The 18,179-nt window shown below is 71.3% G+C and carries 18 protein-coding genes; 16 read left to right on the plus strand and 2 right to left on the minus strand.

The annotated features are described in order from the left end of the window. Nucleotides 1–21: 21 nt before the first annotated feature. The 5 genes from OIE53_RS19210 to OIE53_RS19230 are packed head-to-tail and all read left to right on the plus strand — an operon-like array spanning nt 22 to nt 4,766. Complete coding sequence (locus OIE53_RS19210; protein ID WP_327022915.1) at nt 22–858, plus strand: transketolase; 837 nt, start codon at nt 22–24, stop codon at nt 856–858. Further along, the gene (locus tag OIE53_RS19215) at nt 855–1,826 is read left to right on the plus strand and encodes a transketolase family protein (RefSeq protein ID WP_327022916.1); all 972 of its coding nucleotides are present in this window, start codon (nt 855–857) and stop codon (nt 1,824–1,826) included. The genes OIE53_RS19210 and OIE53_RS19215 overlap by 4 nt, the downstream gene beginning before the upstream one ends. Beyond that, entirely contained in the window at nt 1,823–3,409 is a 1,587-nt protein-coding gene (locus OIE53_RS19220; RefSeq protein WP_327022917.1) for an AMP-binding protein, read from the plus strand. Before OIE53_RS19215 ends, OIE53_RS19220 begins: the two co-directional genes overlap by 4 nt. Before the next feature lie 2 nt (nt 3,410–3,411). Next, nucleotides 3,412–4,557, plus strand: a complete 1,146-nt coding sequence (locus OIE53_RS19225) for an acyl-CoA dehydrogenase family protein (RefSeq protein WP_327022918.1) — start codon at nt 3,412–3,414, stop codon at nt 4,555–4,557. Between the two features lie 44 nt (nt 4,558–4,601). After that, nucleotides 4,602–4,766: a hypothetical protein gene (locus OIE53_RS19230; RefSeq protein WP_327022919.1), complete on the plus strand. Its 165-nt coding sequence runs from the start codon at nt 4,602–4,604 to the stop codon at nt 4,764–4,766. A 4-nt stretch (nt 4,767–4,770) separates the two neighbouring features. Here OIE53_RS19230 and OIE53_RS19235 read toward each other — a convergent pair whose 3' ends face one another. Further along, nucleotides 4,771–5,391: a CGNR zinc finger domain-containing protein gene (locus OIE53_RS19235; RefSeq protein WP_327022920.1), complete on the minus strand. Its 621-nt coding sequence runs from the start codon at nt 5,389–5,391 to the stop codon at nt 4,771–4,773. 138 nt (nt 5,392–5,529) lie between these two features. Here OIE53_RS19235 and OIE53_RS19240 point away from each other — a divergent pair, with 138 nt between their 5' ends. From OIE53_RS19240 to OIE53_RS19270, 7 genes are read left to right on the plus strand one after another with little or no spacing between them, the layout of a single operon-like run. Further along, on the plus strand, nt 5,530–7,014 hold the full coding sequence (locus OIE53_RS19240; RefSeq protein WP_327022921.1) for an amidohydrolase family protein: 1,485 nt from the start codon (nt 5,530–5,532) through the stop codon (nt 7,012–7,014). A 1-nt stretch (nt 7,015) separates the two neighbouring features. Next, a complete protein-coding gene (locus OIE53_RS19245) occupies nt 7,016–7,774 on the plus strand; it encodes a 2,3-dihydro-2,3-dihydroxybenzoate dehydrogenase (protein WP_327022922.1) in 759 nt (252 codons plus the stop codon). 38 nt (nt 7,775–7,812) lie between these two features. Then, the gene (locus OIE53_RS19250; RefSeq protein WP_327022923.1) at nt 7,813–8,460 is read left to right on the plus strand and encodes an isochorismatase family protein; all 648 of its coding nucleotides are present in this window, start codon (nt 7,813–7,815) and stop codon (nt 8,458–8,460) included. Further along, on the plus strand, nt 8,457–10,433 hold the full coding sequence (locus OIE53_RS19255; protein WP_327022924.1) for an anthranilate synthase family protein: 1,977 nt from the start codon (nt 8,457–8,459) through the stop codon (nt 10,431–10,433). Before OIE53_RS19250 ends, OIE53_RS19255 begins: the two co-directional genes overlap by 4 nt. 2 nt (nt 10,434–10,435) lie before the next feature. Beyond that, entirely contained in the window at nt 10,436–11,716 is a 1,281-nt protein-coding gene (locus OIE53_RS19260) for a phenylacetate--CoA ligase family protein (protein WP_327022925.1), read from the plus strand. Nucleotides 11,717–11,737: 21 nt separating this feature from the next. Then, on the plus strand, nt 11,738–12,793 hold the full coding sequence (locus OIE53_RS19265) for a methyltransferase (RefSeq protein ID WP_327022926.1): 1,056 nt from the start codon (nt 11,738–11,740) through the stop codon (nt 12,791–12,793). Continuing rightward, nucleotides 12,787–13,338, plus strand: coding sequence for a YdeI/OmpD-associated family protein (locus tag OIE53_RS19270; protein WP_327022927.1), 552 nt, complete (start codon nt 12,787–12,789; stop codon nt 13,336–13,338). Before OIE53_RS19265 ends, OIE53_RS19270 begins: the two co-directional genes overlap by 7 nt. Here OIE53_RS19270 and OIE53_RS19275 read toward each other — a convergent pair. Next, nucleotides 13,310–13,744, minus strand: a complete 435-nt coding sequence (locus OIE53_RS19275) for a VOC family protein (protein WP_327022928.1) — start codon at nt 13,742–13,744, stop codon at nt 13,310–13,312. The genes OIE53_RS19270 and OIE53_RS19275 overlap by 29 nt on opposite strands. 242 nt (nt 13,745–13,986) lie before the next feature. Here OIE53_RS19275 and OIE53_RS19280 point away from each other — a divergent pair, with 242 nt between their 5' ends. From OIE53_RS19280 to OIE53_RS19295, 4 genes are read left to right on the plus strand one after another with little or no spacing between them, the layout of a single operon-like run. Then, complete coding sequence (locus tag OIE53_RS19280; protein WP_327022929.1) at nt 13,987–15,552, plus strand: aldehyde dehydrogenase family protein; 1,566 nt, start codon at nt 13,987–13,989, stop codon at nt 15,550–15,552. 17 nt (nt 15,553–15,569) lie between these two features. After that, on the plus strand, nt 15,570–16,043 hold the full coding sequence (locus OIE53_RS19285) for a type II toxin-antitoxin system RatA family toxin (protein WP_327022930.1): 474 nt from the start codon (nt 15,570–15,572) through the stop codon (nt 16,041–16,043). After that, nucleotides 16,030–17,055, plus strand: coding sequence for a ketoacyl-ACP synthase III family protein (locus OIE53_RS19290; protein ID WP_327022931.1), 1,026 nt, complete (start codon nt 16,030–16,032; stop codon nt 17,053–17,055). The genes OIE53_RS19285 and OIE53_RS19290 overlap by 14 nt, the downstream gene beginning before the upstream one ends. Nucleotides 17,056–17,071: 16 nt before the next feature. Beyond that, nucleotides 17,072–18,160 carry a 3-deoxy-7-phosphoheptulonate synthase gene (locus OIE53_RS19295; RefSeq protein WP_327022932.1) on the plus strand — a complete coding sequence of 363 codons (1,089 nt, stop codon included), beginning with the start codon at nt 17,072–17,074 and terminating at the stop codon, nt 18,158–18,160. Nucleotides 18,161–18,179: the final 19 nt, after the last annotated feature.

Below are 18,179 nucleotides of genomic sequence, written 5' to 3' on the forward strand. Positions count from 1 at the left end.
ATATCGGACGGAAGGACGGGCATGAGCATCGCTGTCGCATCGCCACCCAGCACCGATCTGACGCAGAGAACGACCCGGATCCGGGAGAGCATCGTCACCATGTGTGCCTGCCCGGACGGTGGGCACCTGGGCGGTTCGATGTCCCTGGTCGAGATCCTGGCCACCCTCTACCTGCGGGTCATGCGCGTGGACCCGGCCGACCCCCAGGCCCCGGATCGGGACATCCTGCTGCTCAGCAAGGGACACGGCGGCATCGGGCTGTACGCCACCCTGGCCGAGGCCGGCTACTTCCCGGCCGAGCGCCTGGCCGAGTACTCCGTGCCCGGCGGACACTTCATGGCCCATCCGCACCCGGGGGTGCCGGGGGTGGAGGCCCCCTCCGGCTCCCTGGGGCACGGGTTGGCGCTGGGCATCGGGTACGCCCTGGCCGCCCGGCTGGACGGCAGCGCCCGTCGCTGCTTCGTGGTGATGGGGGACGGTGAGACCCAGGAGGGGTCGGTCTGGGAGGCCGCCGGGGTGGCCTCCCATCATGGCCTGGACAACCTCACCGCGATCATCGACCGCAACCAGTTGCAGATCACCGGTGGCACCGAGCAGGTCAGCCGGCTGGGGCCGATGGCGCAGCGCTGGCGGGCCTTCGGGTGGACCGTCCACGAGGTGGACGGGCACGACGTCGAGGCGCTGACGGCCGCCCTGGAGGCCCCCGCCGAGCAGGGTCGCCCCACCCTGGTCATCGCGCACACCGTGAAGGGCAAGGGCCTGCCCTACCTCGAGGGGGACCTGCGCAGTCACTACGTGGCCCTCAAGGAACGGCAGTACCACAAGGCGATGGCCGTGCTGCGCCGGAGCCGGTCGTGACCGCCCCCGCCGTCGCCCCGCCCGCCTCCCGGGAGACCTACCGGGACACCCTGGTCGAGCTGATGGCCCTGGATGATCGGGTGGTCTGCCTGGACAGCGACACCGGCCTGTTCAAGGGGGTGGACTTCGGCCCGACCGCCAACCGGTACCTGAACGTGGGCATCGCCGAACACACCCTGATGGGCGCCGCGGCCGGACTGGCCCGGGCCGGGCGGATGCCGTGGGTGAACACCATGGCGGCCTTCGCCTCGGCCCGGGCCCTGGACGCGGTCAAGGTGGACATCGCCCTGACCAACGCCCCGGTACGCATCGCGGCCACCCACTGCGGGGTGTCCGCCGGGCACCTCGGCCCCACCCACCACGCCCTTGAGGACCTGGCGGTGATGCGGGCCCTGCCGAACATGACCGTGGTGGTGCCGGCCGACGCCACCCAGACCCGGGAGCTGGTCCGGCAGGCGGCCGGGGTGCCGGGGCCGGTCTACCTGCGGCTGGGGCGCAACGCGACCCCGGCCCTGCCCGCCGGGCCTCCGCCCCGACTCGGCACGGTCCAGCAGGTCCGGGCCGGCACGGATGTGACCATCGCGGCCTGTGGGCCGTACCCGCTGCTGGCCGCCCTGGAGGCCGCCGACCTGCTGCACCGGGACGGCATCCGGGCCGCGGTGTTGAACGTGCACACCCTCAAGCCCCTGGACGTCCCGACCATCCTGGCCGCGGCGAGCATCACCGGCCTGGTGGTGACCGTGGAGGAACACTGGGCGGCCGGTGGTCTGGGCAGCGCGGTCACCGAGGCCCTGGCCGAGACCCTGCCGGTGCCCGTGCACCGGATCGCCATGCCGGACTCCTTCATCGACGTCTCCGGGGGCCAGCGTTTCCTGCTCGATTACGCCGGGGTCACCTCCGCCGCCGTCGCCGCCAAGGTCCGCGCGGCCCTGCGCCGGCCGGTTCACCCCATCGGAGGTACGCGATGATGCCGCCCGGCCAGACCCTGCCGCAGCTGCTGCACCACTGGGCGGCCCACCGGCCGGACCGGACCGCCCTGATCTGCTACCGGGGCGACACCGCCGAGGCCCTCACCTACGCCGACCTGGCCGACCGGGTCGACCGGCTGGCCACCAACCTGGTCCGCCTGGGGGTACGCCGGGGCGAGGTGGTCACCCTGCAACTGCCGAACTCCTGGCAACTGGTGGCGATGATCCTGGCCTGTGCCCGGATCGGGGCGGTGGCCGGACCGGTGGTGCCGATCATGCGCCAGCGCGAGGTCGAGTTCATGACCCGGTTGACCCAGAGCCCGGTGTACGTGGCCGCGGCCGAGTTCCGCGGATTCTCGTACGCGGACATGAGCGCCGCCGTGGCGGCGGCCGTGCCCACCCTCCGTCACCGGGTGCTGCTGCACGACGGGCACCACTGCGCCGCCGGCGAGGCGGGGACCCTGGACTTCGACATCGACCTGCTCCGCCCGGCGCCCCCGATCGACCTGGCCGCCCTGGCGCCGGACCCGGACGACCCGGCCCAGGTCATCTTCACCTCCGGCACCACCGGTGAGCCCAAGGGCGTGGTGCACAGCCATCGCACCATGGACGCGATGAACCGGGCCCAGGCCCAGGTGCTGCACCTGACCGGCGACGAGGTCACCGCGATGGGGTCACCCACCACCCACCAGGCCGGCTACACCTGGAACCTGGTGATGCCGCTGCTGCTGGGGGGAACGGCCGTGCAGGTGGACGCCTGGAACCCGGCCGCAATGCTGCGGATCATGCAGGAGCACGGGGTCACCTTCTTCATGGGGGCGCCGACCTTCCTGTCCGATCTGATCGAGGAACAGCGGGCCCGCCCACGCGACCTCTCCGCGCTGCGCACCTTCGCCACCGGCAGCGCCCCGATCGCCCCGAAGCTGGTCGAGGACGCCCGGGAGGTGCTGGGCTGCCGCCTGTACGCCCTGTGGGGCATGTCGGAGAACGGCTGCGTGACGATCACCCGGCCGGAGGAACCCCCACTACGGGCAGCGGAGAGTGACGGCACCCCGGTGCCCGGGATGCAGGTGCGGATCGTCGACCGGGAGACCGGCCGGCCGGTCCCGTCGGGCACCTCCGGGTTGCTCCAGGTGCGGGGCGCCAGCCAGTGCCTGGGCTACTTCCGTCGATCGGAGACCTATGCCGCCTCGGTCACCCCGGACGGCTGGTTCGACACCGGGGACCTGGCGCGTGACGACGGGTACGGCGGCATCCGGATCACCGGTCGGGTCAAGGACATCATCATGCGCGGGGCGGAGAACATCCCCGTGGTGGAGGTGGAGGCGGCCCTGCTGCGCCACGAGGCGATCCGCGATGTGGCCGTGGTCGGCTATCCGGACGACCGCCTGGGCGAGCGGGCCTGCGCGGTGCTGGTCACCGGCGGTCCGCCGGTGACCCTGGACGAGGTCCGGACCCATCTGGCCGGCCTGGGAATGGCCAAGCAGTTCTGGCCCGAACGGGTCGAGCTGCTGCCGGCCCTTCCCCGCACCCCGTCCGGCAAGATCCAGAAGTTCGTGCTGCGCGAACGCGTCAGGGGGTAACGATGGATTTCCACCTCTCTACCGATCAGGACCTTTTCGCCAAGGAGATCCGCGCGTTCGCCAGCGAGCGGGTGGCACCCTTCCGGGTGCAGAGCGACCGGGCCGGGCGGTACCGCGAGGGCCTGCTCACCGAGATCGCCGCCACCGGCCTGTTCGGACTGCGCATACCCACCGGTTACGGCGGTCGTGGCCTGGATACGGCCTATGTCGGCCTGGCCCTGGAGGAACTGGCCGCCGCCGACCTGTCGGTGTGCTTCCCGGTGCTGAACGCCGCCCTGGTCGGCGGGGTGCTGGCCGCCAACGCCACCGAGGAACAGTTGGCCCGCTGGTTGCCGCCGATCGCCCGGGGCGAGTCCGTGGTGGCCCTGGCCCTGACCGAGCCGGAGCACGGCACGGACGCCGCCAACATCGGGATGCGGGCCCGCCCGGAGGGCGAGGGCTGGGTGGTCAGCGGCGAGAAGACCTCGATCATGGCGGCGGTGTACGCCACCCACGCCCTGCTGTTCGTCCGCACCGGGGGTGCGGGGCCGCGCGGGATCAGCGCCTTCTATCTGTCCCTGGACACCCCGGGGGTACGGGTCGAGGGGCAGTCCGATCTGGGCTGCCGCTCCGGAGGGCGGGGGCGCATCCTGCTGGAGGAGGTCCGGCTCTCCCCCGCCGACCTGGTCGGCGCCGAAGGGATGGGGTTCGTCCAGGTGATGCGCGGGTTCGGGGTGTCCCGGGCGTACATCGCCCTGATGGCCATCGCGGTCGGTCGGGCCGCCCTGGACGCCGCCTTCGCCCATGCCGGGGAACGGGAGGCCTTCGGGCAGCCCCTGAGCCGCTTCCAGGCGGTGACCTTCCCGCTGGTGGAACACCTGACGATGATGCACGCCGCGCGGCTGGTCGCCTTCGAGGCGCTGACCGCGGCGGACACCGGTGGTGACCCTCGGCTGCCGGCCAACATGGCCAAGTGGTGGGCCCCCAAGGCCGCCATGGAGGCGGTGCACCAGTCCCTGCTGACCTTGGGGCACCTGGGCTGGTCGGAGGACGGGCCGATGGCCCAGCGCCTGCGCGATGTCGTGGGCCTGCAACTGGCCGACGGAACCGCCGCCGCCACGAAGCTCGTCGTGGCCCGGCACCTGCTCGGCCGGGAACGCGCACCGTGACCCGAGAAGGGAACTTCGACGGATAGGAAGGGCAGGGGTGGGACATGACCAGGGCGGAAGCGATCGTGGAGGAACGGCGCCGCTACCTGAAGGCGATCCTGGAGTCACGCCGGGGATCGGCGCGCCGGCACCTGAAGGTGCTGCGCCGACTGCGGGGCAACGGTTACTGCGTCTGGGAACGACACGCGGACCGGACCTGGTCGGGGTGACCGGTCAGCTGACCCCCGGCCTCGGGGTCGCCGCCGCGGCGGTGGCCTCCGGGGCCGGTTCCCGCTCGGCCTGACGCCGCCCCTGGCGGTAGACCCGCATCTTGGCCCGGACCCCGCAGATGTCCATCGAACACCACCGACTGCTGCGATTGCGGGACCGGTCGTAGAAGACCCATTCGCAGCGGTGCTCGTGACATGCCTTGAGTCGTGGCCAGGTGCCCTCGACCACGGACCGGGTAACCGCGGCCAGCACGGTGGCCAGCACTCCCCGTACCCCGTCCTGGGTGGGTAGCAGTGCCGGGTCACCGTCGTCCTGAGCGAAGCCGACCACCAGTGGGCACCCGGCCGAGATGTGGGCCACCGTGCGGCGGGCCGTCGTCGCCGGCGGCCCGCCGTTGTGTTCCCGGGCCAGGGCCCGCAGGGCCTCCCGCAGGGCGATCGCGTCCCGCCGGTCGAGCTCGTCCGGTTGCACCTCGGGCCAGCCGTTGCGGGCCAGCCAGCGGGCGAACCCCGCCAGATCGGCGAACTCGTCCGGCCCGAATTCGACATTGACGCTGTTGATGAAGGCCTGCACCAATGCCAGTCCGTCCGGTGCGGCCGTCCTACCTCCGGGCTGTCCTCTCATTCCGCGAACTCTACCGGCTATTCAAATACATCGGTAGCGCTCAAGTCGAGTAGTTGCGCTAATAGCGGCTCCCTTGTCCGCCTCATGTTACCGCCATAGCGTTTTGCTGGTAACCGACCGGCGACGGAGGGACGCATCGTGACGACACTGCTGATCCGAGGCGGCAGCCTCTACCCGGCCGATGACGAGCATCGGGTGCTGCCCGACGGCGCGGTCCTGGTCACCGGCGACCGGATCGCCGCCGTCGGTCCGACCGAGGAGGTGGAGGCGACGCTGCTACCGCAGCAGCGCGCGGAACTCAGGGTGCTGGACGCCCGGGGCATGATGATCCTGCCCGGCTTCGTGAACCCGCACTGGCACGAGATGTTCGCGATGCGCTTCCCGTTCAAGGGGGCGCTGCGCTCCCCCAGCGACCGGGAGGACCGGCCGGTCTTCATGGCCCTGGGCGGCGATGTCCGGGCGATCTCCGGGGCCTTCGACGACTTCACCGACCTGATCGCGGATCTCACCCCGGACGAGGCGACCGCGATCGCGCGGTACTCGATGTGGACCCAGCTGCGGTCCGGGGTCACCACCCTGGGCGACGTCGGATCCTTCAACCACCCGACCGCCCTGGCCGCCGCCGCCCGGAGCCTGGGCATGCGCTGCTCGATCAGCACCTGGGCCAGTGACGCCCGGTGCGCGCCCGGGGAGACCCGCTTCCGTCGCACCCGGGACGCCGACCTGGTGCTGGCCGGCATCGAGGAGGTGGTCCGGGACCTCGCCGGGGACACCACCGGCCTGCTCCGGGCCCGTCCCACCGCGGTCTACAGCCTGAACATGACCGACGAGCTGGGGGCCGGCTTCGCCGAACTCGTCCGGCGCCACGACCTGCCCTTCGCCACCCATGTCGGCGCGCTGCGCAACGAGGTGGAGGTGTCCCGGACCTACTTCGGCGCCACCCCGGTCCGCCGCTTCGCCGACCTGGGGCTGCTCTCGGACCGGTTCATGGCGGTGCACTGCGCCTTCGCCGACGAGGACGAACGCAAGATGCTGGTGGCCGCGAACGCGCACATCAGCTACTCACCGGCCAAGTACGGCCCGGCCGGCGAGGCCACGGTGACCGAGACCCGGGCCATGCCGCACTTCCGTCGGGCCGGACTGGACGTGTCCCTGTCCACCGACGGCGCACCCCTGCCGGTGGGCGGCATGGCGGAGAACATGCGGGCCGTCTGGCAGCAACTCAACGAGATGTCCGCGGACCCGACCGAGGTCCGGCCCACCGACGCCCTGGCGATGGCCACCCGGATCCCGGCCCGAGGGCTGGACTGGGCCGGCATCGGCAGCCTGGAGCCCGGCCACCAGGCCGACATCCAGCTGATCCGTACCCAGGACTGGCGGTACCTGCTCAATCCCCGCCCGTTGGAGGGCTTCCTGGCTCTGGGCGGCTCCCAGGACGTGGACACCGTGCTGGTCGCCGGGCAGGTCCGGGTGCGTGGCGGGCGGCCGGTCGACCTCGACGAGAGCGACCTGCAGGCGCAGTACCTGGACGCTCTCGCCTCCTTCTCCATACGTCGCCTGGGGGTCGATCCCGGGGTCGTGGCGCAGTGGATCCGCCGAGCCACCAACACGGAAGGCGATTGACATGACGAGCGGAACAGCAGTGGTCACCGGGGCCGCGGGAGGCATCGGCGCGGCCGTCGTCCGGGCCCTGGCCGCGGCCGGGGTCGCGGTCGCGGCGCTGGATCGCAACCCGGTGGCCCTGAAGGAACTGGCCGACGAGGTCGAGGGGGTGCGAGCCTATCCGGTCGACGTCTCCGTCAGCGCCGAGGTCGACGAGGTGATCGACCAGGTCGAGCGGGAGCTGGGTGGGATCGGTTACCTGGTCAACGCGGCCGGGATCCTGCGTACCGCAGCGGCCACCGAGCTCACCGACGAGGACTGGAACAACACCTTCGCGGTCAACACGACCGGGGTGTTCCATGTCAGCCGGGCGGTCGCCCGGGCGATGGTGCCCCGCCGCTTCGGGGTGATCGTCACGGTCGCCTCCAACGCCACCGCGGTGCCGCGCTGGCACATGGGTGCCTACGCGGCCTCCAAGGCGGCGGCCACCAGCTTCACCAAGGTGCTCGGGCTGGAGGTGGCCGGGCACGGCATCCGGTGCAACGTGGTCGCGCCCGGCTCCACGGACACCCCGATGCTGACCTCCCTCTGGGCCGACGATGACGCCCGGCGGATCTCCATCGAGGGCACCGCGGACACCTTCCGGGTGGGCATTCCGCTGGGCCGGCTGGCCAGTCCCGCGGACATCGCCGCGGCGGTGCTGTTCCTGCTGTCGGACCGGGCGTCCCACATCACCCTGCACGAACTGGTCGTCGACGGCGGTGCGTCGCTCGGCGCCTGACCCTGCCCCACGAAACCCTGGAGACCACGGAGGTACCCATGTCGATCCCCGCGATCGCGCCGTACCCGATGCCGGCCGAACACGAACTGCCGGTCAACACCGTACGGTGGATCATCGATCCCGCCCGGGCGGTGCTGCTGATCCACGACATGCAGCGCTACTTCCTGCAACCCTTCTCGGCCACCCAGTCACCGGTCAGCGAGCTGGTGCCCAACGTCCAGGCGCTGCGGGAGGCCTTCACCGCGGCCGGCGCACCGGTCACCTACACCGCCCAGCCGGGTGGGATGGACGACCGGCAGCGTGGCCTGCTGAAGGACTTCTGGGGCAGCGGGATGAGCGCCGACCCGCAACACCGGGCGATCATCGACCAGCTGGCCCCGGCCGGGCCGGATGTCGTACACACCAAGTGGCGGCCCAGCGCCTTCTGCCGGACCGGTCTGCTCGACCAGCTCCGCGACCTGGGTCGCGACCAGCTGGTCATCTGCGGGGTGTACGCCCATGTCGGCATCCTGATGACCGCCCACGAGGGCTTCTCCAACGACATCCAGACCTTCCTGGTGGCCGACGCCATCGCCGACTTCACCCCGGAGTTCCACCGCCTGGCGTTGGAGTACGCGGCCTCCCGCTGCTCGGTGACCGTCTCCACCCGCACCGCCCTGGCCATGATGCAGGGGGCACCGCGATGACCTGGCTGGAACGGGTCACCGCCCCGGACGGGCCCCCCTTCGCCCTGCTGCACCGGCCCGGCCACGACCCCGACACCATCGACCTGATCATCGGTACGGCGGACACGGTGGAGCGGATCGCCGACATCCCCCTGCCCGTCGAGGGGGGCACCGGGGCCCGGCACGACCTGCTGGCGATCCTGCCGTACCGGCAGATCCGCGAGCGCGGCTTCGAGGCCCCGGACGACGCGGCACCCCTGGTCACCATCGCGGTGACCGAACAGCAACGGCTGCCGATCGCCGAGGTGCTGGCCACCCTGCCCCAGGCCCCGATCGAGTACGACGGCGGCCACTTCGACCTGGACGACGACGAGTACGCCGCACTGGTGCAGCAGGTGATCGACGACGAGATCGGCACCGGGGCCGGGGCCAACTTCGTACTCAAAAGGTCCTTCCACACCGAGATCACCGGCTGGTCGACGCGGACCGCCCTGATCTTCTTCCGTCGCCTGCTCGGCCGGGATCCGGGGGCCCACTGGACCTTCCTGGTGCACACCGGCGAGCGCACCCTGATCGGTTCCTCCCCGGAACGGCACGTCACCCTGGACGCCGGCACGGTGACGATGAACCCGATCAGCGGGACCTACCGGTATCCGCCCGGCGGCCCCCACCTGGCCGGGATGCTCGACTTCCTGGCGGACGCCAAGGAGGCCAACGAGCTGTCCATGGTGCTCGACGAGGAACTGAAGATGATGGGCCGGATCTGCGACCGGGGTGCCCGGGCGATCGGTCCGCAGCTCAAGCAGATGGCCCGGGTGGCCCACACCGAGTACCTGATCGAGGGGCGCAGCACCCGGGATGTCCGGGACATCCTGCGGGAGACCCTGTTCGCCCCGACCGTGGTGGGGGGTCCCCTGGAGAGCGCCTGCCGGGTGGTCGCCCGGTACGAGCCCGGGGGGCGGGACTACTACGCCGGGCTGATCGCGTTGATCGGCCGGGACTCCGAGGGGGCCCGGCAGCTCGACTCGGCGATCCTGATCCGTACGGCCGACATCGACCTGGCCGGCCGGATGCGGATCGGGGTGGGTGCCACCCTGGTCCGCGACTCCCAGCCGGTCACCGAGGCGGCCGAGACCCGGGCCAAGGCGGCCGGGCTGCTGGAGGCCCTGGCCGACCAGCCGGGTGCCCCCGCCACCTGGCCGGACACCTCGGTGGGTCTGCACCCCTCGATCCGGCACGCCCTGGCCACCCGCAACCGGCCCCTGGCCGACTTCTGGTTCGACGACCCGGAGGACCGGGATCGGATCCAGCCCGGGCTGGCCGGTCGCCGGGTGCTCGTGATCGACGCCGAGGACACCTTCACGGAGATGCTCCGGCACGCCCTGGTGGCCCTCGGTTTCGAGGTGGAGGTACGCCGCTTCGACGAAGCGTACGACCTGGACCGGCACGATCTGGTGGTGCTCGGCCCCGGGCCCGGGGACCCCCGGCAGTTCACCGACCACAAGATCATGACCCTGCGGACGGCGGCCCGGCGGCTGCTCGCCCTGGGGGTGCCCTTCTTCGCCATCTGCCTGGGCCACCAGGTGCTCAGCACCGTGCTGGGCCTGGAGGTGACCCGGATCCCCTTCCCCAACCAGGGCACCCAGCGGCGGATCCCGTTCCGGCACCGCACCGAACTGGTCGGCTTCTACAACACGTTCGCCGCTCAGAGCCCGACGCCGGAGATCACCAGCCCGGACCGGCCGGGGGCGATCACGGTGTTGCGCGAGGCGGACAGCGGCGAGGTGCACGGGCTGATCGGTCCCGGATTCGCCTCGGTGCAGTTCCACCCGGAATCCGTGCTGACCCCCGGCGGCATTCGGATCATCGGTGAACTGCTCGGTGAAGTACTGCCGCAGAGAGTGAGAAGCATTGCTGATCACCGATCCCTTGTAGCCACCTCGACCGGATTCCTAGCCTCGGAGGCAACGGTGCAAGCGACGGCGAGGAGATGAACATGCAGGCATTGCCCCGCCTCGGTGACTGGGCCGACCTGGACGAACTGCGCGACCTTCAGGCCAAGCAGATCCCCAAGGTCATGGAGTGGGCCTCCCGGGCCCCCTTCTACGCCGGGCGCGACCTCACCGAGCTCACCGAACAACCCCTGACCACCAAGCAGAACCTCCGGGACCAGTACCCCTTCGGGATGCTCGCGGTGCCGCGCCGGGACCTGGCCACCTATCACGAGTCCAGCGGCACCGCCGGCCAGTCCACCCCCTCCTACTACACCGCGGAGGACTGGATCGACCTGGCCGAGCGGTACGCCCGCAAGTGGGTGGGGATAACCCCGGAGGACACCTTCTTCGTCCGCACCCCGTACGCCCTGATGATCACCGGTCATCTGGCCCAGGCCGGGGCCCGGCTGCACGGCGCCACCGTGGTCCCCGGCGACTACCGCTCCCTGGCCATGCCGTACGCCCGGGTGGTGCAGGCCCTGCACGACCTGGAGGTGTCCCTGACCTGGTCGATCCCGACCGAGCCCCTGGTCTGGGCGGCCACCGCCCGGGCGGCCGGGCTGGATCCGGCGCGGGACTTCCCCGCCCTGCGCGCCCTGTTCGTCGGCGGGGAACCCCTGACCGGGGCCCGGCGTCGCCGGATCAGCGAGATCTGGGGGGTGCCGATCGTCGAGGAGTACGGCTCGACCGAGACCGGCAGCCTGGCCGGGGAGTGCCGGCACGGCCGGATGCACCTGTGGGCCGACCGGATGGTCTTCGAGGTGTACGACCCGCAGACCGGCCGGATCAGCCCCGAGGGCCGGGGTCAACTGGTGGTCACCCCGTTGTACCGGGAGGCCATGCCCCTGCTGCGGTACAACCTGGAGGACGACGTCGAGGTGTCCTACGAGGACTGTCCGTGCGACTGGCGGCTGCCCTCCATCCGGGTCATGGGCCGGTCGGTGTACGGCCACCCGGTGGCCGACGGCACGGTGACCCAGCAGCAACTCGAAGAGATCATCTTCAGCCTGCCGATCGAGCACGAGGTGCTGTTCTGGCGGGCCCGCGCCGATCGGGACCTGCTGCGGGTCCAGTTCGAGGTGCCCGCCGAGCACCGGGAGGCCGCGGTCGCCCGGGTACGGGCGGCGATCGCCGATGAGGTGGGGGTACCCGCCGAGGTGACCGCCCTCGAACCGGGCACCCTGCTGCCCTTCCAGGTGCTCACCCAGAAGAAGGACGTCGTGAAGCCTCGCAGTCTGCTGGCGGCGGGCGAGGACTGGAGCAAGGCCCTGCCGTTCAACTGACCGACCCGGAAGGTGACTGTCATGACGACCTCTCAGGCCCCGGCCCCGCCCGCTACGGCGGCCGACCGGGAACGTATCGCCCAACTGGTGTGTGGCCACATGGCCACCCGGACCATCTCCGCCGCGGCGGCGCTGGGGGTGGCCGACATCATCGGCCCCGACGGCTCCGACTCGGCGCAGGTGGCGGCTGCGGCCGGCACCGATCCCGGCGCCACCCTGCGGCTGCTGCGGGCCCTGGCCGCGCTGGAGGTGCTGCGGGAGACCGAGCCGGGGCGGTTCGCCCTCACCGGCATCGGCGAGCTGCTGCGCACCGACCGACCGGACTCGATGGCCGAGTTCGTGGCGATGACCACCGACCCGGCGATGCTGGGCGGCTGGGCCCACCTGGACCAGGCCATCCGCACCGGAGGGGAGGTCTTCTCGACCACCTTCGGCACCTCCTTCTTCGGCCACCTGGCCGGGGACCCGCAACTGTCCGCCCGGTTCAACGCGGCCATGCGGCAGGGCACTCGGCTGGCCGCCCAGGTGCTGCCGCAGGCGTACGACTTCGGTCGCTTCCGTACGGTGGCCGACGTCGGGGGCGGGGACGGCACCCTGCTGGCGGCCGTGCTCGCCGCCCACCCGGAGGTCCAGGGCCTGCTGTACGACACGGCCGAGGGCCTGGCCCAGGCGGACACCACCCTGGCCGGGGCCGGGGTGGCCGAGCGCTGCACCCTGGCCACCGGGGACTTCTTCGCCTCGGTGCCCGCCGGGGCGGAGGCCTACCTGCTCAAGAGCATCCTGCACGACTGGGACGACGAGCGGGCCGCAGTCATCCTGCGGCATGTCCGGGCGGTCATCCCGCCGCACGGCCGGCTGCTCATCGTCGACGCGGTGCTGCCGGACCTGGTCGACGCCCAGCGGTCTCCGCTGGGGCATCTGGGTGATCTGAACATGCTGGTGCAGCTCAGCGGCCGGGAGCGCACCCGCAGTGACTTCGCCGCCCTGTGCCAGGCCACCGGTTTCCGGCTGACCTCGGTGACCGGGCTGGCCCCGGCCCGGTTCTCGCTGGTGGAGGCGGTGCCGACCGGATGCTGAGGTTCCCGGACGTGGCCAGTTTCGAGGCCTGGCTGACGCAGTGGCACGAGACCGCCGACGAGGTGTGGGTGCTGTTCCCGAAGAAGGGCGTGGAGGTGCCCTCCATCACCCGCTCGGAGACCCTGGACGTGGCCCTCTGCTTCGGTTGGATCGACGGCAAGGCCATGTCCGGCAACGCTCCCGAGGGTTGGTGGAGCCAACGGTTCACCCCCCGGCGCAAGCGCAGCACCTGGTCGAAGGTGAACCGGGTACGGGTAGCCAAGCTGATCGCGGCGGGTCGGATGCGTCCGGCCGGGCTGCGTCAGGTGGAGTTGGCCAAGGCGGACGGCCGGTGGGAGGCGGCCTACGACTCGCCCAGCCGGGCGGAGGTGTCCCCGGAGTTCGCCGCCGCCCTGGCCGCCTCGCCGGCCGCCACGGCGGCATGGGAGAAGCTGGGCTCCGGCCGCCGGTACGTGATGATCGTGACCTTGCAGAAGCTGAAGCGTCCGGAGACCCGACAGCGACGCATCGGCGAGTTCATTGCGACGCTGGCAGCGAGTTCGTGAGGGACTCCAGCCGGTCCAGGTAGTGCGGGCTGAACATGATGCCGAGCACGTTGCCGAAGGGGTCGGTGACGGCGGCCGTGACGAATCCGGCCTCCCGCTTGGTGATGGGCTCGTACTCGACCGCCCCCATGGCCAGGAGCCGGTCGAACATGGCCTCGATGTCGTCCACGTGCCAGTACACCACCGCCCCGCCCGGGACGGCCGCCGCGCCGGGCGGGGCCCAGGCCCGGTCGATGATCCCGAGTTCGTGCTCGTAGTCGCCGATGCGCCATTCGAGGTACGCGCCCCCGCGCTCGAAATACGGCTCGCCGCCGAGCAGCTCGGAGTACCAGGCCCGGGCGGCCGGTACGTCGTCCGCCCAGTAGGTGACCGTACTGAGTCCGCGCAGGGCTGCGACATTTCCCATTTAGTACCCCTTTCGCAGGCGATAGCCGAATAGCACCTTGCGGGAGGATAGCGGCTGACCGCCCGCCATCCCGGGAAGCACCCGCCAAGGTGGACTCCGGCGTGTCCCAGAACCCGGCGGACCCCGGCCGGATTCGAATCGAGCACCCGAGTAGCAGCCCTTATCGCGGGCTCATTGTCCCCCTCCTGTTACCAGCATTACGTTTTTCATGGTAACGACATCGAAGCGCGGAAGGGATCGACGTGACCAGGACCTACCCCGCCTACATCGGCGGCCGGGACGTCTACGGAGACAACCCCCGGTACGTGCACACCATCTCCGCGCGGGCGCTGCTCGACGACACGTTCGCCGCCCTGCGACTCAAGCGCGACCTGGACGAGGGCCGGCCCGGGGTGTCCGTCCCCGACGGCGAGGTGATCGCCGGGGCCTGTCTGGTGGCCGGCGAGGACCTGGCCCAACAGGCCCTGGAGGCCGCCGCCGCGGCGGCTCCGGCCTGGCGCCGGGTGCCCCTGGAGGAACGGATGCGGATCGGCCGCCGGATCATCGAGCGGCTGGCCGAACACGGCGAGACCCTGGTCGAGCTGCTGGTGGCCGAGGGTCAGCCCCGGGACATGTCCGAGGGCATGGTCTTCGGGGTCCCGCACACCACCTGGAGCGCCCAGACCCTGGACTGGTGTGCCGAGCAGATGGCCGTGACCCGCGGCGACGACCAGCGGGAGATGCTGCTGCGCCGGGTCCCCGACGGGGTGGTCTGCCTGAACCCACCGCAGAACGCCGCCACGGTCAACACCCTGAACGGGCTGACCGCCATGCTCGCCGGCAACACCCTGGTCGTCCGGGCCCCGCGCGGGGTGGGACTCAGCTGCATGTACCTGCTGCGGGAGATCGTGGCACCGGTGCTGGAGGAGGCCGGCGCCCCGCCGGGCACCCTGAACGCCCTGTGCGCGCCGCCGCTGCTGGACAGCTGGGTGGCCAGCCCGCTGGTCGACGACATCATCTACTTCGGCGGCAGCACCAAGGGCATCCAGTTCGAACGGGACTGCGTGGCGGCCGGCAAGAAGCCGATCCTGGAGCTGGCCGGCAACGACTGCTGTGTGGTCTGGCACGACGCCGACCTGGACGCCGCGGTGGACTCCCTGGCCCAGTTCTTCATGAACTCCGGGCAGATCTGCAACGTGCCCAACCAGGTGGTCCTGCACCCCGCCATCGCCGACGAGGTGATCGAGAAGCTGGTCTCGGTGCTCAAGGAGATCCGGCCGGGCTACCCGGAGGAGCGCGGGGTGGTGCTCACCCCCGTACTCGGGGCCGACTGGTTCTACGGCTGCCTGGGTGAGGCCCTGGCCAAGGGGGCCAAGCTGGTGCACGGCGGGCGGCGGTTGGAGACCGACGGCAGCGTCTCGGACACCGGCTTCTTCATCGAGCCGACCCTGGTGCGGATCGACGGCCTGACCGGCGCCCGGGACCTGTCCGTGGTCCGCGACGAGACCTTCTTCCCCCTGTTGCCGGTGATCGTGCCGGAGAGCGGCAGCACCGACGAGGAACTGTTCGACCAGGTGCTCGCCTTCGTCGAGGACAACGCGTACGGGCTGCGCAACTCCCTCTGGTCCCGCAGCCAGGCCACCATCACCCGATTCCTGGACTCGATCACCAACGGCGGCAACCTGAAGATCAACGACTCGCACGGCAACTTCCTGCCCTTCCTGCCCAACCAGGGCGGCACCGGACTGACCGGGGGCGTCTTCGGCGAGGCGAGCCATCCGATGTTGCGCACCACCCACCTCCAGGCCGTCAGCATCGGCCGCCTGTAGCGAACGGAGGAACCGACATGACCACGCGCACTCTCAAGGCGGTGACCGGGGGCACCGCCGCCGACCTCATCCGCCGGCTGGCCGACGACGAGACCTTCCCGGCGTACGCCCCGGATCTGGTGGCCGTGCACCGCGACGGCGACCACAGCGACTGGGTCCTCGCCTTCCGGGGCGGGGTGGCCCGCTGGACCCAACGAAGGCGGGTCCTCGCCGACCGGATCGAGTTCGAGCAGACCGACGGTGACTTCCAGGAGTACGCCGGCCACTGGTCGGCCACGGACGGACCGGACGGCTGCGAGGTCGAGTACACCGTCCGGTTCCGGACCAGCGTCCCGCACTTCGCCGGGGCGGTGGAGTCGGCCGCCGGCCGGGTCCTCACCCGTACCGCCCTGGCGGTGCTGGAGGGGGTCGGTGCGACGGCCCGGGTTACCCGGGGCGGACGCATCCTGTCCGACCTTCCCGAGGAGGTTTCCGGCCATGCGATTCGATGACATCTGGGTGGCCGGTACCGGTGCCACCCTGGGTGACCCGGTGCCGGTCTCCGGGGCGGTGGCGGCCGGAGCGTACTCCGCGGAGGCCGCCGCCAGCACCGGGATGATCAGTTACTCCCAGTCCACCCAGGCCCCGCCGGAGATGGCGGTGTCCAGCGGTCGCCAGGCGATCAAGGCCGCCGCCGAACACGCCGTGGAGATCGGCCCGACCAGCCTGCACCTGCACAGCCACGCCGGCTTCCAGGGCATCGACCAGTGGTCCGCCGCCTGCTGGATCGCCGGGGAGCTGATCGGCACCCAGCTCGACACCATGCCGATCACGGTGGCCGCCTGGTCCAACGGATCGATAGCCAGCCTGGAGGTGGCGGCGAACGCGCTGACCGCCAACCCGGCCCTGCCCTCGGCCCTGATCACCGTCGCCGACCGCTTCGGCCCACCCGGGGACCGCTTCCACACCTCCCCCGGCATGGTCTTCGGTGACGGGGCGGCCGCTGCGGTGCTCACCCGGGGCGCCGGCCGGTTCCGACTGCTGTCCTGTGTCGCCGAGGCCGACACCGTCCTCGGCGGGCTGGCCCGGGGCGACGAGCCCTTCCGGCTGTCGCCCAGCCCGGAGCCGGCCGACTCGCGTCGACGTACCCGGGAGTTCCTGGCCCAGGGCGAGGTGTCACTGCGCGACATCCAGACCCGTACCACCCAGCGGGTGCGCAGCGTCGTCAGCCGTGCCCTCGACGAGGCCCAGGTCAGTCCGGACCAGGTGGACTGGATGGTCACCCCCTTCGTCGGCCGCACCCTCTACCACAACAGCTTCGTCCGCCCTCTCGACTTCACCCCCCGCAACACCCTGCTCGAGTTCGGTCTGACGATCGGGCACCTCGGCGCCGCGGACCAGATCCTCGGACTGCACCACCTGGCCGGATCGGACCTGCTCGAACCGGGGTCTCGGATCCTTCTGATCGGCACCGGCATGGGTTTCACCTTCTCCGCCGCGGTGCTCACCGCGGGCGACGACTGACGGAAGGACCAGCGCGATGCACACCGCCCAGAGCACCACCTCACGGATCAGCGCCACCGAACCGCTGATGTCCCCGGCCGGCCTCCGAGCCGACATCCCCCTCCCGGCCCTGCTGGCCGATCGGGTCGAACACGCCCGACACTCCATCGGCCGCATCCTGCACGGCGACGACGACCGCCTGGTGGTGGTCGCCGGCCCCTGCTCCATCCACGACCCACGCGCGGCCCTGACCTACGCGGAGAAACTCGCCGCGGTGGCCGAACGGGTCTCCGGCTCCCTCCAGATCGTGATGCGGGTGTACGTGGAGAAGCCCCGCACCCGGCTCGGCTGGAAGGGCCTGGTCAGCGACCCCCTGCTGGACGACTCGGACGACCTGGCCACCGGGCTGCGGGTGGCCCGCCGCACCATGGTCGACGTGTTGGGGGTGGGCCTGCCGGTGGGCTGCGAGTTCCTCGACCCGACCGTCGGCCGCTACCTGTCCGACCTGGTCTCCTGGGGCTCGATCGGGGCCCGCACGGTGCAGAGTCAACCGCACCGGCAGCTCACCAGCGGTCTGCCGATGCCGGTCGGGTTCAAGAACTCCACCTGCGGCAACGTCGAGGACTCCATCGACGCGATCGTCACGGCCGGACGCGGACACGTGTACCCGGGTCTCACCGACGACGGGCACGGGGCGGTCATGCGTACCAGCGGCAACCCGGACTGCCATGTCGTCCTGCGGGGCGGCGCCGACGGCCCGAACTTCAGCCCGCAACACGTCTCCCAGACCCTGGACCGGCTCCGCGCCGCCGACCTGTCCAGGGGTCTGTTCATCGACGCCAGCCACGGCAACTGCGGCAAGGACCACGTCCGGCAGCCCAAGGTGGTCGAGGACCTGGCGTTGCGGATCGCCGACGGCGAGCGGGGCATCGCCGGGGTGATGATCGAAAGCTTCCTCACCGAGGGCCGGCAGAACCTGGTGCCGGGACAGTCGCACCGGCTCATCTACGGGCAGAGCGTCACCGACAGCTGCGTGGGCTGGGAGCGCACCGAACACCTGATCGACCTGCTCGCCGACGCGGTGAGCACCCGCCGGTCCGCCTACGGCCTGGCGATGGCCGGCTGAAGCCGCTTCGGAGAGAGGA

The sequence above is a fragment of the Micromonospora sp. NBC_01739 genome (assembly GCF_035920385.1).
GTDB lineage: Bacteria > Actinomycetota > Actinomycetes > Mycobacteriales > Micromonosporaceae > Micromonospora.

Coding starts and splice junctions, on each gene's coding strand:
- OIE53_RS19270 (WP_327022927.1), top strand. CDS start 12,787: ATGCTGAGGTTCCCGGACGTGGCCAGTTTCGAGGCCTGGCTGACGCAG.
- OIE53_RS19265 (WP_327022926.1), top strand. CDS start 11,738: ATGACGACCTCTCAGGCCCCGGCCCCGCCCGCTACGGCGGCCGACCGG.
- OIE53_RS19230 (WP_327022919.1), top strand. CDS start 4,602: ATGACCAGGGCGGAAGCGATCGTGGAGGAACGGCGCCGCTACCTGAAG.
- OIE53_RS19295 (WP_327022932.1), top strand. CDS start 17,072: ATGCACACCGCCCAGAGCACCACCTCACGGATCAGCGCCACCGAACCG.
- OIE53_RS19290 (WP_327022931.1), top strand. CDS start 16,030: ATGCGATTCGATGACATCTGGGTGGCCGGTACCGGTGCCACCCTGGGT.
- OIE53_RS19220 (WP_327022917.1), top strand. CDS start 1,823: ATGATGCCGCCCGGCCAGACCCTGCCGCAGCTGCTGCACCACTGGGCG.
- OIE53_RS19210 (WP_327022915.1), top strand. CDS start 22: ATGAGCATCGCTGTCGCATCGCCACCCAGCACCGATCTGACGCAGAGA.
- OIE53_RS19260 (WP_327022925.1), top strand. CDS start 10,436: ATGCAGGCATTGCCCCGCCTCGGTGACTGGGCCGACCTGGACGAACTG.
- OIE53_RS19275 (WP_327022928.1), bottom strand. CDS start 13,744: ATGGGAAATGTCGCAGCCCTGCGCGGACTCAGTACGGTCACCTACTGG.
- OIE53_RS19255 (WP_327022924.1), top strand. CDS start 8,457: ATGACCTGGCTGGAACGGGTCACCGCCCCGGACGGGCCCCCCTTCGCC.
- OIE53_RS19285 (WP_327022930.1), top strand. CDS start 15,570: ATGACCACGCGCACTCTCAAGGCGGTGACCGGGGGCACCGCCGCCGAC.
- OIE53_RS19250 (WP_327022923.1), top strand. CDS start 7,813: ATGTCGATCCCCGCGATCGCGCCGTACCCGATGCCGGCCGAACACGAA.
- OIE53_RS19225 (WP_327022918.1), top strand. CDS start 3,412: ATGGATTTCCACCTCTCTACCGATCAGGACCTTTTCGCCAAGGAGATC.
- OIE53_RS19235 (WP_327022920.1), bottom strand. CDS start 5,391: ATGAGAGGACAGCCCGGAGGTAGGACGGCCGCACCGGACGGACTGGCA.
- OIE53_RS19245 (WP_327022922.1), top strand. CDS start 7,016: ATGACGAGCGGAACAGCAGTGGTCACCGGGGCCGCGGGAGGCATCGGC.